The organism is Rhodoferax sp. (assembly GCF_023701345.1).
In the GTDB taxonomy this organism is placed as follows: domain Bacteria; phylum Pseudomonadota; class Gammaproteobacteria; order Burkholderiales; family Burkholderiaceae_C; genus Rhodoferax.
On record NZ_JAMPXE010000030.1, the window covers coordinates 1 to 12,219 of the forward strand.

A 12,219-nucleotide genomic window follows, 5' to 3' on the forward strand; every position below is an offset into this window, starting at 1 on the left:
CCTCAAGGAAGTGCCTGTCACCTACACCGGCATCCTGCCTGATCTATTCCGTGAAGGCAAAGGGGTGGTGGCACAGGGGCAGCTCGGCAACGACGGCAAATTCACCGCCTCAGAGGTGCTGGCCAAACATGATGAAAACTACATGCCGCCAGAAGCCCAGCACGCGCTGGACCAGGCAGAAATCGAAAAAACTGGCAAAACGCTGAAGTAAAGCACTGGTTATTTGCCAGCCCTTGTTTTCATATACCGAGACGCACCATGATCCCTGAACTTGGACATTTCGCATTGATACTTGCCCTGCCGGTTGCCGCCGCACTGGGTATCCTCAGTCTTTTGGGCGGTCAAACCGGCCGCGCCGACTGGATCGCGCTGGCACGGCCCGGCGCCCAGGTCCTGTGGTTGCTCACAGGCTTTTCGTTTCTGTGCCTGACTTACGCCTTCTACACCAACGACTTCTCGGTGATGTACGTGGCCCAGCACTCCAACTCCCAGTTACCCGACCTGTACCGCGTTTCGGCCGTGTGGGGTGGTCACGAGGGCTCACTGCTGCTTTGGCTGCTGATGTTGTGCAGCTGGATGATGGCCGTTTCCATCTTCTCACGCCAATTGCCAGACGCCATGGTGTCACGCGTACTAGGCGTACTGGGTCTGATTGCCGTTGGTTTCCTGCTCTTCATGTTGATCACGTCCAACCCTTTTGTGCGCTTGAGCGACATTCCGGCTGATGGCCGTGACTTGAATCCCTTGTTGCAAGACCCCGGCCTGGTATTCCACCCACCGATGCTCTACATGGGCTATGTCGGGCTGGCTATTCCGTTTGCCTTCTCGATTGCCGCCTTGCTCAATGGCCGACTCGACGCGGCCTGGGCGCGCTGGACACGCCCCTGGGCAACCGCTGCGTGGATCTGCCTGACCATTGGCATTGCCTTGGGATCATGGTGGGCCTATTACGAATTGGGCTGGGGCGGCTGGTGGTTCTGGGACCCGGTTGAAAACGCTTCGTTTTTACCCTGGCTGATCAGCACCGCGCTGATCCATTCCCTGGCGGTGACCGAAAAACGCGGCCTGTTCAGAAGCTGGACCATCATGCTGTCGCTGATCGCGTTCTCGTTGAGTTTGCTGGGCACCTTCCTGGTGCGCTCGGGTGTGTTGACCTCAGTCCACGCTTTTGCCACGGACCCCAAACGCGGCGTCTTCATCCTCTTGTTTTTGGCTGTAGTCGTCGGTGGCTCATTGGTCCTGTTTGCGGCCCGCTCAGGCAAGGTCCGGGCTGGGGGCTCCTTCTCACTGGTTTCCCGCGAAACTTTTTTGCTGGTCAACAACGTTCTTTTGACCACAGCCGCTGCGGCTGTGCTGCTGGGCACACTTTATCCCTTGTTCATTGATGCGTTGAACCTGGGCAAGTTGTCGGTAGGCCCCCCTTACTTCAATGCCGTCTTTGCCCCCATCATGACGCCGGTGTTGCTGTTTATGGTGATTGGCAGCTATGCGCGCTGGAAAAATGACACCGTCGCCAATCTGACCCAAAAACTGCGCCCGATTGCCATTGTGTCGGTACTCCTGGGCTGTGCAGCACCTTTCCTGGCAGGTCCCTGGTCAGCCCTGGTTGCCATGGGACTGACCCTGTCAATCTGGATTGTGCTGGCATCTTTTGTGCAGATGTACCGCCAGCTCAAAGACACGACAAACTGGAAATCCACCCCCATTTCTTACTGGGGCATGCACGTGGCGCATATCGGCATTGCCGTGTGCGTGGTCGGCATCACCATGGTCAAGGGCTATGAAACCGAAAAAGATGTGCGCATGACCATTGGCGACACCGTCTCCGTGGGTGGCTATACCTTCCGTCTGACCGATATCAACCAGGTGCCCGGTCCCAATTACAACGCCGACCGGGGCAGCGTGGAGCTGATTAAAGGCGACAAGGTTTTGCGTGTGCTTCACCCGGAAAAGCGGACCTATTTCTCATCCACCATGCCCATGACAGAGGCGGCCATTGACAGTGGCCCAACTCGCGACGTCTACGTCTCACTGGGTGAACGCCTGGAAGGCGATGGCAAACCGGCCTGGGCCATGCGGGTCTATCACAAACCCTTCATCACCTGGATCTGGCTTGGCTGCTTCTTGATGGCCATCGGCGGTGGCATGGCAGCGCTGGACAAGCGCTACCGTAAAAAAGTGGCTGCCAAATTGAACCTCAATGAAGTCAAGGGTGCTGTGGCATGAAAAAAGCCTACATTCCTTTGGGTATTTTTGCGGTTCTTCTGGTATTTCTGGCGATTGGCCTGACCCGCGATCCGCGTGAGATTCCTTCGCCTCTGATTGGCAAACCTGCCCCGGCCTTCAGTGCACCGGTACTCGGAAAACCGGGTGAGACTTTTTCGAACAAGGACATGCTGGGCCAGGTCTGGCTGCTCAACACCTGGGCTTCCTGGTGTGTCGCCTGTCGGGTGGAGCACCCTTTGCTGGTTGAATTTGTTAAAACCAATCCGCTGCCGATCATCGGTCTGGACTACAAGGACAAGGAAGCCGACGGCATACAGTGGTTGGCCCGCTTTGGCGACCCTTACACCCGCGCCATTGTGGATGCAGATGGGCGCATCGGCATTGACTTTGGAGTCTATGGCGTGCCCGAGAGTTTCCTGATCGACAAGCAAGGCATTATTCGCTACAAACAAATTGGTCCTTTCACGGAAGAAGCTTTGCGTGAAAAACTGGTGCCCCTGATCAAGGAACTACAAATATGAAACTCCTGATCACTCTTTTTCTTGCGCTGCAATGCGCCATCGGTGCTCACGCCAACGAAGCAACGCCATTAGCTGAAGATCCGGTGGTGGAGCAACGCCTGCTCATCATTGCCGAAGAATTACGTTGTCTGGTGTGCCAAAACGAGTCCCTGGCCGGTTCCCGCGCCGACTTGGCCATGGATTTGCGCCGTGAAGTGCGCACCCTGATCAAAGATGGCAAAACAGATGCTGAAATCAAGGACTATCTGGTTAGCCGTTATGGTGATTTTGTGCTTTACCGTCCCCCAGTAAAACCCACCACCTGGCTGCTGTGGTTTGGGCCGCTGCTGCTGTTGATTGGCGCCATCTGGCTGCTGATCAACATCATCAAACGCTCTCAAAACCAAAAAAATGCGCCGGTCCTCGACGCTGCCCAACGCGCCAAGGCGCAGGCTCTTCTACAAGAAACTGATTCTTCCAAATGAACGTATTTATTGGTATTTCAGCGGTTTTAACGCTGCTGGTAGTGGCTTGGCTGCTACGTCCACTGCTTCGTCAACCCACCTCAGACAGCATTTCCAGCGAAAAACTCAACGCGGCCATTCACCGTGATCAACTGCAGGCGCTGGAAGCAGACTTGGCACGTGGCATCATCAGCCAGCAGGATTTCGAGACCACACGGGACGAATTGCAATTGCGCTTGCTGGATGACACGGAAAGTTTTGAAACCACCAGTCCAAAGCAAAAGACGACCGGATTCTGGACAGCCAAACGCACAGCCGTTGCCGTTGGACTCAGTTTGCCGGTCTTGGCATTGGGTATCTACCTGCAAATTGGCACACCCGATGCGCTGAACCCCGTCGCCATGGCCAACGGCAATGATCATCAAATGAAGGAAATGGTTGACAAACTGGCTGCCAGGCTCAAGGCAAACCCCAATGACCCAAAGGGTTGGGCCATGCTGGCGCGGTCTTATAAAGCGATGGGGCGTTTTGAGGAAGCAAAGCTGGCTTTTGATAAAGCAGGCGATATCATCAATTCAGATCCCGATCTGCTGATTGATCATGCTGATTTGTTAGGCGTTCTGGCTGGCAACAACCTTCAAGGCAAGCCACAACAGATGATTGAAGAAGCACTTCGTCTGAACCCCGAGCACCCTATGAGTTTGATGATGGCAGGTGTCGCAGCCTACCAAAGGAATGACTACCAGAAAGCTGTAACTTACTGGGAAAAATTACTGAGCCTGCTTCAACCTGGTTCGGCAGACGCACAACAGGTGCAGGCCAATATTGACGATGCGCGCGCCAAAGGGGGTCAGTCTGCCGGTGCGAGCAACGTCCTGCCACCCGTGCCATCTGGTGCTGCAGCCGGCCTGACACCGGACAATATCAATGACATGGTAGATCGGCTGGCTGCGCGCTTGAAAGACAACCCGGATGACCTGGCTGGCTGGGCACGGCTGGCGCGTGCCTACAAAATGCAAAACCGTCTCGACGAAGCCGCCGCCGCTTATGCTAAAACTGGCAAGCTGCTCGACACAGACCCTGATTTACTGACCCAGTACGCTGACACTTTGGCCATGCGTACAAAAAGCTTGCAGGGAAGGCCAAGCGAGCTGATCAACAAAGCCCTGACCATCGCACCGAAACACCCCATGGCGCTGATGATGGCAGGCCAGGCAGCCTACCAGAGCAGCAATTACGCTGCTGCCATTGGCCACTGGAAAAATGTCTTGTCTATCCTGCCTGCCAACTCACCTGACATTGAACTCGTCAAGGCAGAAATTGCCGATGCCCAGCTCAAAATGGGTACTCCTGCCAAACCCTAAAATCAAACAACTCTCGTCAAGCCCGGATCTTCCGGGCTTTTTTTTGCTTGTTTGCATTTCAAGTACTCATCAAGATTGTAGAAGTTTTACTTGTATAAACTTGTGGATAAAAGTTCAGAATAAGGAAAGTTATCCACAGAAATTTTAAAAAAATGAAATTATCCAAGTTTTGAGTGCATCAAAAAATCACAGTATTACACAATCAAACAAACAGCTTAACTTATTGATTTAAAACGTATAAAATCACTTGCTAACAGAAATGGACTGACTCTATCTACTACGACTACTTTAAAATATAGATTAATTAAAGACAACAAGGCTAACTTTTTGATCATCTTTGATGAAAGTAAAAAATCCTAGAAAATCCTGTGCATAGAAACAATAAAATCGATTTGTAAAGTTTTTCTTTGGTTGAATCAAGTAAGATTTGGTCGTTCGCAAGCTACTGCCTTGACTCATCCACCTTTCTTTCACCATTTTTTTCTACAGGCTACGTGGCACATACCTTTGAAATCAAAAGCGCGCAATTGCCCCTGATGGCCTTGCTGCTTAAAACAGCAGATGTCACGCGCCTCATTGAAGATATCAATGCCCAGTTTGGCCCGGATAGCCAAACCCCGGATTTTTTTGATGATGATGCATTGGTGCTTGACTTTTCCCAGTTGGAAACAGACAGCCTGAGTCAGGCCCTGCCACATTTGTTAACGACATTGCAAAGCTGTCGACTCAAACCCATCGCCTTCCGGAATGCCACACCAGCAGTAGCTACGGAGGCCAAGGCCTGTGGTTTGGTTGAAGTGCCTGTAGATACGCCACGCGGAAAACCTGTCGAGAAAAAAAATACAGACAAGCAAGTGACACGCCCTGTTCGCAACATGGTGCACGAGGTTATTCGTGAAGTCCCTGGCCCGGCAACGCTGGTGATCGACAAGCCTTTGCGTTCAGGCCAAAAAATTTATGCACGCGGTGCTGACTTGGTGGTGCTGGCCATGGTCAACATGGGTGCTGAGGTGGTGGCCGATGGCAATATCCATGTGTATGCCCCATTGCGTGGCAAAGCCATGGCAGGGGCCAGCGGCAACACCCAGGCGCGCATTTTTTCGCTGTGTCTTGAGCCAGAATTGATCTCCATAGCGGGGGTCTACCGTACCAGCGAAAATCCGCTTTCCAAAGACATTCAAGGCAAGCCGGCACAGGTCCGTTTGAGTAATGACGGGCAAGATAAATTACTCTTCGAAGCCTTGAACTCCTAATTTTCTTGAAAGAATATTCTAAATATGGCAAAAATTATTGTGGTGACTTCAGGCAAGGGGGGCGTGGGTAAAACCACCACCAGTGCCAGTTTTTCAACCGGACTGGCGATGCGCGGTCACAAAACGGCCGTCATTGACTTTGATGTGGGTTTGCGTAACCTGGACCTGATCATGGGTTGCGAACGCCGTGTGGTGTATGACCTGATCAATGTGATTCATGGCGAAGCCAACCTGAACCAGGCGCTGATCAAGGACAAGCAGTGTGACAAGCTCTATGTGCTGGCAGCTTCCCAAACGCGAGATAAGGATGCCTTGACGCAGGACGGCGTCGAAAAAGTGCTGTCAGACCTGGCTGCCATGGACTTCGAATTCATCGTCTGTGATTCCCCCGCCGGCATTGAGACCGGCGCCTTGATGGCCATGCATTTTGCCGATGAAGCCCTGGTGGTGACCAACCCCGAGGTCTCATCGGTACGCGACTCTGACCGTATTCTGGGCATGCTCTCCAGCAAGACCCGGCGCGCCATGCAGGGGCTCGAGCCGATCAAGGAACATCTGTTGATCACCCGCTACAACCCAGCCCGTGTCAACCAGGGGCAAATGCTGTCACTGCAAGACATTCAGGACATTTTGCGCATCAAGCTCATTGGTGTGATTCCCGAGAGTGAATCTGTGCTGCAAGCTTCCAACCAGGGCGTACCGGCTGTTCACATGGAAGGCAGTGACGTCTCTGAAGCCTACAAAGACGTCATCGACCGTTTCCTGGGCGAAAGCAAGCCCATGCGCTTTACCGAGCCGCCCAAGCAAGGTTTGCTCAAGCGTTTGTTTGGAGGGAAGTGAGGCCATGTCGTTTTTCTCATTTTTTCTGGGCGAGAAAAAGAAAACCGCCAGCCTTGCCAAAGAGCGTCTGCAAATCATTCTGGCCCATGAGCGCAATGGCCGCAGCCCAGCCACCCCGGATTATTTGCCGGACCTGCAACGGGAATTGATCGCCGTGATCAGTAAGTACATCAAGATCAATCCTGACGACATCAAGGTCAATCTGGAGCGGCAAGACAACCTGGAAGTGCTGGAAGTCAAGATAGAGCTGCCTGACGCCCGCTAAAGGCTCTTGCCAGGCCTGATCAGTCGGGTGTTTCGGGTTGCCAACGTTTGAGCAACAAGGCGTTGCTCATGACACTCACCGAACTCATGGCCATGGCGGCGCCTGCCATGACCGGATTGAGGAACCCAAGAGCTGCCAGTGGAATGCCGGCCACGTTGTAGATAAAGGCCCAAAACAGGTTTTGCCGTATTTTTGACACGGTGCGATTTGAAATATCCAGGGCAGCCGCTACCAGCGCCAGGTCACCGCGCATCAGCGTGATGCCTGCCGCGTGCATGGCGACATCGGTGCCGCCTCCCACGTTGGCCATCGCCATTCCCACATCAGCCGCCGCCAGGGCGGGTGCGTCGTTGACGCCGTCACCCACCATCACGACCGTGCCACCCTCTTTTTTAAGGCGGGTGATGTGAGCCGCCTTGTCGCCAGGCAGCACGTTGCTGATCACTTCATCAGGCTGCAAGCCGACGCGTTCGGCCATGGCCAGGGCTGCGGCCGTGTTATCGCCCGATAGCATCATGACGCGGATGCCGCGTGCGCGCAAAGTGACTATTGCCGCGCTGGCCTCGGCTTTGGGCTCATCGCCAAAAGTCAACAGTGCCAAGGCCTGCAAACCGGCAGGCGTTTGCTGTGCCATCACCGCCAGCGTGGCCCCCTGTGCCACCAGCGACTGCAAGCGCTGTTCCAGGGTATTGAGTTGTACCCCCAGCTCCTGCATCCAGCGCACACTGCCAATCCAATAATCGACGCTGTTCACCTGACCATGCAAGCCCTTGCCTGGCATACTTTGCAACTGCGTTACCGCCGGCAAGACCAATTGCTGGTCGAGGGCCGCCGTGACCACGGCACGGGCCAGCGGGTGGCCGCTGCCGCTTTGCAAAGCGCCGGCAAGGGTCAACAGGGCATTGCGGTCCGCATGCTCAGGAACGACAAAGTCAGTCAGGCGCGCCTGACCCAGCGTGAGCGTGCCGGTTTTGTCAAACACCACCACACCAGCCTTGTGCGCCAGTTCCAGCGCTTGTGCGTCCTTGATCAAAATGCCGTGTTGGGCTGCCACACCCGTGCCCGCCATGATGGCCGCCGGCGTGGCCAGCCCCAAGGCGCACGGGCAGGCAATCACCAGAACTGTGACAGCGTTGATTACCGCCACTTCGAATGGCTGGCCATTGAGCCACCAAGCCAGCAGCGTGAGCAGCGCAATCACCAGAACCACGGGCACAAACACGGCGCTTACCTTGTCCACCAGGCGCTGAATCGGAGCCTTGGCAGCCTGCGCATCTTCGACCAGGCGGATGATGCCGGCCAGCACCGTATCGACGCCGGTGGCGGTTACTTTCACAATCACCCGGCCATCACCATTGAGGGTGCCACCCGTCACTTTGTCGTTGTGCGTTTTGGCTACCGGCAAGGGTTCACCGGTGAGCATCGATTCATCCACCTGGCTTTGCCCCTCCTGCACCAGGCCGTCCACGGCAAAACGCTCACCCGGCCGCACCACCAGTTCGTCACCCAGCAGAACTTCATCAATGGGAACGTCAATTTCGCCATCGAGCCCCAACAGGTGCGCAGTCTCGGGCCGCAAGGCGTGCAGCGCGCGGATCGCAGAGGTGGTCTGGCGCTTGGCACGGGCTTCGAGCCATTTTCCCAGCAACACCAGGGTGATCACCACGGCCGAAGCCTCAAAATAAAGGTGCGGCATGGCTTCTGGGGCTGCGCTCAACCACAGCCAGACCGAAAGTGCCCAGCCAGCGCTGGTGCCCATGGCCACCAGCAGGTCCATGTTGCCGCTCAGCGACTTGAGCGAATGCCAGCCTGCCTTGTAAAACCGCGCCCCCAGAATGAACTGCACCGGTGTTGCCAATAGAAACTGAATCCAGGCTGGCAGCATCCAGTGCTGTCCAAAAAGATCGCCCAGCATGGGCAACATCAAGGGCAATGACAGCGCCAGGCCCACTGCCACAGGTGCAAAACCGGACCAGTTTGACGGTGTGGGCGCATCAATGGCGGCGTTGGCAGCCACCGGTTCATAGCCGGCATCACGCACCGCGCGCCGGAGCCGGGCCTCGATCTGCTCAGACGGAAAAACCATCACACGCGCCGATTCGGTCGCCAGATTGACGCTCACCTCCTGCACACCGGGCACTTTTTTCAGCGCCCGCTCAGCCCGGCCCACGCACGACGCGCACGTCATGCCGTGAATACCAAGGTCGACACGCAGGGAATCAGGGAGGGTTTGAGATGTGGTCATGAAAAGTAGAGCCAGATGTTGCTGACAAGGTTCACAATACGCGCTTTTGTTGTCTCCGTATTTTCGAGGAAATTGAGATGAAGCAGATTTTTACCGTCACCGGCATGACCTGTGAACATTGTGAAAAAGCGGTGGTGCGTGCCGTGCGCCAGCTTGACCGCACGGCCGAGGTGCACGCCGATCGCATTCAAAACCGTGTCGAAGTGGACTCCGGGCAGTCCCGTGAGGCGTTGGCCCGCGCCATTGCCGAAGAAGGTTACACCGTTGCGGCTTGAGGTCAGGTTGTGCTGGAACACCTGATCGCCGAAAAAATAAATCAGGCCAGCGGTGGCTCGCCACCCAGCGCCTCCAGCAGTGCTGGCAGCGCCTTTTGCAGCTCGCCGGTGGCAATGGCCACATCGGCGTCAAAGCCATCGTCCTTGCCTGTGCTGGCACCTTCAAACACGACATCCAGAAACGCCAGCTTTTTCAGTTGCAGCCCCTCGGTGAGCACAAACGAGACGCGGTCGTTCCAGGTCAAGGCCAGTCGGGTGGGCATTTTGCCGCCTTCAATGTGCTGTTTGACCTCATCGGTATCGAGCCGGTGGCGGGCGTAGCGCACCACTGCCTTGGACTCATCGGCGGCCTTGAGCTCGCACTCCCGGTCCACGCTGAAGCCTTGTGGCGCTTCCTGGCTGACCAGCCAGTCGGCCATGGCGGCGCCCGGTGACAGCTGAGTATTGATCAGGCTCAAAGCCAGGCCAGGCAGGCTTTGCACCAGCAGGGTGATTAACTCATCGGCACGTGCTTGGCTGCCGGCATCCGTCACCAGCAGTTGTGCTTCACGGTCAATCCAGACCCGGGTGCTGGACTGCTTGGTGAAGGCCATGGGCAAGAGCTCAAGCCGAATGTCGTCTTTCAGGTCACGGGTTTCCTTTTTGCCCGGTTTGCGGCCGGTGCTGGCTTCGATCTGTGCCACGCGCTCCTGGGCCTTGCGGTTGACCACCGAGGCAGGCAGGGCGCGGGTCTCGGTCATCAGTTTCAAAATCCATTGGCCCGCCACCACTTCCAGCAGCGGCCCGTTGGCCTCACCACGCGGTTCCACCCAGCCCATCGATTTTTCCTGGCTGGCACCACATTCAACAAAGTGGTTGTCTTGCAAACGGGCCTCAATTTCCTCGGCACTAACGCTCCAACCCGCAGCGATGCGGTACATGATGACATTCTTGAACACGGCTAACCTTCTAAGATAAATACAAACGAGAAAGCGCCAATCATCCCATTAAATCCGGAAGATTCACTGGATAAAACTTTACAAAGCTTTGACGCATCCTCATGGTCAGGATACATGGGCGGCGCACACTTCTCTTCACGCCGATGCCACTGTTTGGTCATTGGTTTAACCTGAAGGACATGACGATGAAAACCAATCTCAAAATTTCTCTTGTCGCTGGTTTGATGCTGGCGGCCGGACTGGCCTACTCACAAGCCCCCATGGCTGGCGCTCAGTGCGACATGATGGGCCCGCATGGCTACATGCAAGGCCAGGGCATGAGCCACCGTGGCATGGGCAAGATGGACCCGGCCAGAATGCAGGCCAGGATGGACGCGCGTCACGCTGCCCTGAAGGTCCAGCTCAAGCTCACAGCTGCGCAAGAACCGGCCTGGACAGCGTTTGTGGAGGCCCACAAGCCAACAGCAGGCATGATGGGCCTGATGGCCGCCATGCCTGACATGGCCAAGCTCACGACCCCTGAGCGCATTGACAAAATGAAAGAGCTGCGCGCCCAGCATTTGGGCGAGATGACCGCTGCCATGGACAAACGCGGCGAGGCCACCAAGGCGTTTTACGCGGTACTGACGCCAGACCAGAAAAAAGTGATTGATACGCAAGTCATGACGGGCCAGGGACGCGGCCATGGCCATCGCGGCGGCATGAGAGCCACGCAGCCAAAACTGTAATCCTGGCCGGAGGCGGTCTTGTGGCAACATTGGCCTGTTGTATTGATTGACTCGCCATGCCAAATCCTCCGCCACCCGCCAACAACCCTGCTTTCTCCAGTGTCAGGGTTATCGTCCGCATCGTTGATGCTGGCCAACCCCTGCACTGGCTGGCCAGGGCGTGGCATGACATGACCCGCTGCGGCTGGATCAGCGTGATGCACGGCGTGGCGATCGCTCTGGCAGGCGCACTGATGTTGTGGGTGGCACATGATCGTTTCTGGTTCATGGCGGGCGCATTCTCTGGATTCCTGCTGGTGGGGCCAGTATTGGCAACCAGTTTGTATGTCTTGAGCCGTGGCCTGGAGCGGGGTGAAAAAGCAAGTCTGGCGATGGTGCTGGAAACCTGGCTCAACTGGAAAAACGGCCGGATTCAGCCCTGGGACGAAGCGCAATGGCGCCTGGTGCGATTTGGCGTGTTGCTGGCGCTGGCGGGCACCGCCTGGGTTCTCATTTCTGCCGGTCTGATCACCTGGCTGGCACCCGTGCCCATCACTTCGCCGCTGGTTTTTATTGAACACGTGGTGCTGGCCAAAGAAGGTTGGTTGTTCGAGATCTGGCTGGCCCTGGGGGGTATGCTGGTCGCCCCTATTTTTGCCTCCACGGTGATCACCATTCCCTTGCTGCTCGACCGGCAGGTCAGCATCGGACAGGCCATCGACGCGAGCTGGAAGGTGATCTTTGCCAACCCCGTTCCCTTGGCTTTTTGGGGTGCGCTGATCATGGCGCTGACGTTCCTGGGTTTTGCCACCGCCCTGACGGGCCTGGTGCTGCTGGTGCCGCTGCTTGGCCACGCCAGTTGGCATGCTTACCGCGATCTGCTGGATGTGTCTGCTTTGCCGGAGCGGGAGCAGCGCTGATGTTTGGTTTTACCGAAGAACAAATCGCCGCCTTTGGCATGAGCTTTGGCGTCGGCGGCCTGATGCTCTACATGTTGTTCATCATTGGCCAGCTGGCCTGGGAGTCCAAAGCGGGCAAGTTCGGTTTTTTTGTGATGATGCTGGGACTGGCCTTTGGCATGGTTGGCTTTATTGCCAAATACATGATCCAGTGGCTGATGGACATTAAATAGTTGCGCGGGC

The 12,219-nt window shown here is 56.0% G+C and carries 14 protein-coding genes; 12 read left to right on the forward strand and 2 right to left on the reverse strand.

Annotation, left to right across the window (positions count from 1 at the left end; genetic code table 11):
- The 8 genes from NDI87_RS06150 to minE all read left to right on the forward strand — a co-directional run.
- Nucleotides 1-211, forward strand: a 211-nt coding sequence (locus tag NDI87_RS06150) for a cytochrome c maturation protein CcmE (protein ID WP_296273940.1), incomplete at its 5' end; no start/stop codon positions are given.
- Between the two features lie 47 nt (nt 212-258).
- Nucleotides 259-2,226 (forward strand): heme lyase CcmF/NrfE family subunit, encoded by a 1,968-nt coding sequence (locus NDI87_RS06155; protein WP_296273941.1) that lies wholly within the window; start codon nt 259-261, stop codon nt 2,224-2,226.
- Entirely contained in the window at nt 2,223-2,747 is a 525-nt protein-coding gene (locus tag NDI87_RS06160; protein WP_296273942.1) for a DsbE family thiol:disulfide interchange protein, read from the forward strand. The genes NDI87_RS06155 and NDI87_RS06160 overlap by 4 nt, the downstream gene beginning before the upstream one ends.
- Nucleotides 2,744-3,211: a cytochrome c-type biogenesis protein gene (locus tag NDI87_RS06165; protein ID WP_296273943.1), complete on the forward strand. Its 468-nt coding sequence runs from the start codon at nt 2,744-2,746 to the stop codon at nt 3,209-3,211. The genes NDI87_RS06160 and NDI87_RS06165 overlap by 4 nt, the downstream gene beginning before the upstream one ends.
- Nucleotides 3,208-4,554 (forward strand): c-type cytochrome biogenesis protein CcmI, encoded by a 1,347-nt coding sequence (gene ccmI / locus NDI87_RS06170; protein WP_296273944.1) that lies wholly within the window; start codon nt 3,208-3,210, stop codon nt 4,552-4,554. The genes NDI87_RS06165 and ccmI overlap by 4 nt, the downstream gene beginning before the upstream one ends.
- A 407-nt stretch (nt 4,555-4,961) precedes the next feature.
- A complete protein-coding gene (gene minC / locus NDI87_RS06175) occupies nt 4,962-5,807 on the forward strand; it encodes a septum site-determining protein MinC (protein ID WP_366028425.1) in 846 nt (281 codons plus the stop codon).
- A 24-nt stretch (nt 5,808-5,831) separates the two neighbouring features.
- On the forward strand, nt 5,832-6,647 hold the full coding sequence (gene minD, locus NDI87_RS06180) for a septum site-determining protein MinD (RefSeq protein ID WP_296273945.1): 816 nt from the start codon (nt 5,832-5,834) through the stop codon (nt 6,645-6,647).
- A 4-nt stretch (nt 6,648-6,651) separates the two neighbouring features.
- Nucleotides 6,652-6,912 carry a cell division topological specificity factor MinE gene (gene minE / locus NDI87_RS06185; RefSeq protein WP_296163054.1) on the forward strand — a complete coding sequence of 87 codons (261 nt, stop codon included), beginning with the start codon at nt 6,652-6,654 and terminating at the stop codon, nt 6,910-6,912.
- A 19-nt stretch (nt 6,913-6,931) separates the two neighbouring features.
- Here the strand turns inward: minE and NDI87_RS06190 are convergent, their stop codons facing one another.
- On the reverse strand, nt 6,932-9,157 hold the full coding sequence (locus NDI87_RS06190; protein ID WP_296273946.1) for a heavy metal translocating P-type ATPase: 2,226 nt from the start codon (nt 9,155-9,157) through the stop codon (nt 6,932-6,934).
- Between the two features lie 77 nt (nt 9,158-9,234).
- On the opposite strand from NDI87_RS06190, the gene NDI87_RS06195 reads away from it, so the two are divergent.
- Nucleotides 9,235-9,432 (forward strand): cation transporter, encoded by a 198-nt coding sequence (locus NDI87_RS06195; RefSeq protein WP_296273947.1) that lies wholly within the window; start codon nt 9,235-9,237, stop codon nt 9,430-9,432.
- 41 nt (nt 9,433-9,473) lie between these two features.
- Here the strand turns inward: NDI87_RS06195 and NDI87_RS06200 are convergent, their stop codons facing one another.
- The gene (locus NDI87_RS06200; RefSeq protein WP_296273948.1) at nt 9,474-10,370 is read right to left on the reverse strand and encodes a recombination-associated protein RdgC; all 897 of its coding nucleotides are present in this window, start codon (nt 10,368-10,370) and stop codon (nt 9,474-9,476) included.
- Between the two features lie 185 nt (nt 10,371-10,555).
- On the opposite strand from NDI87_RS06200, the gene NDI87_RS06205 reads away from it, so the two are divergent.
- Genes NDI87_RS06205 through NDI87_RS06215 form a run of 3 tightly spaced genes read left to right on the forward strand, consistent with a single transcriptional unit; the run spans nt 10,556 to nt 12,209 of the window.
- Nucleotides 10,556-11,098, forward strand: coding sequence for a Spy/CpxP family protein refolding chaperone (locus tag NDI87_RS06205; RefSeq protein ID WP_296273949.1), 543 nt, complete (start codon nt 10,556-10,558; stop codon nt 11,096-11,098).
- Nucleotides 11,099-11,154: 56 nt separating this feature from the next.
- The gene (locus NDI87_RS06210; protein WP_296273950.1) at nt 11,155-11,997 is read left to right on the forward strand and encodes a DUF2189 domain-containing protein; all 843 of its coding nucleotides are present in this window, start codon (nt 11,155-11,157) and stop codon (nt 11,995-11,997) included.
- Nucleotides 11,997-12,209, forward strand: coding sequence for a DUF2788 domain-containing protein (locus NDI87_RS06215; RefSeq protein ID WP_296273952.1), 213 nt, complete (start codon nt 11,997-11,999; stop codon nt 12,207-12,209). Before NDI87_RS06210 ends, NDI87_RS06215 begins: the two co-directional genes overlap by 1 nt.
- Nucleotides 12,210-12,219: the final 10 nt, after the last annotated feature.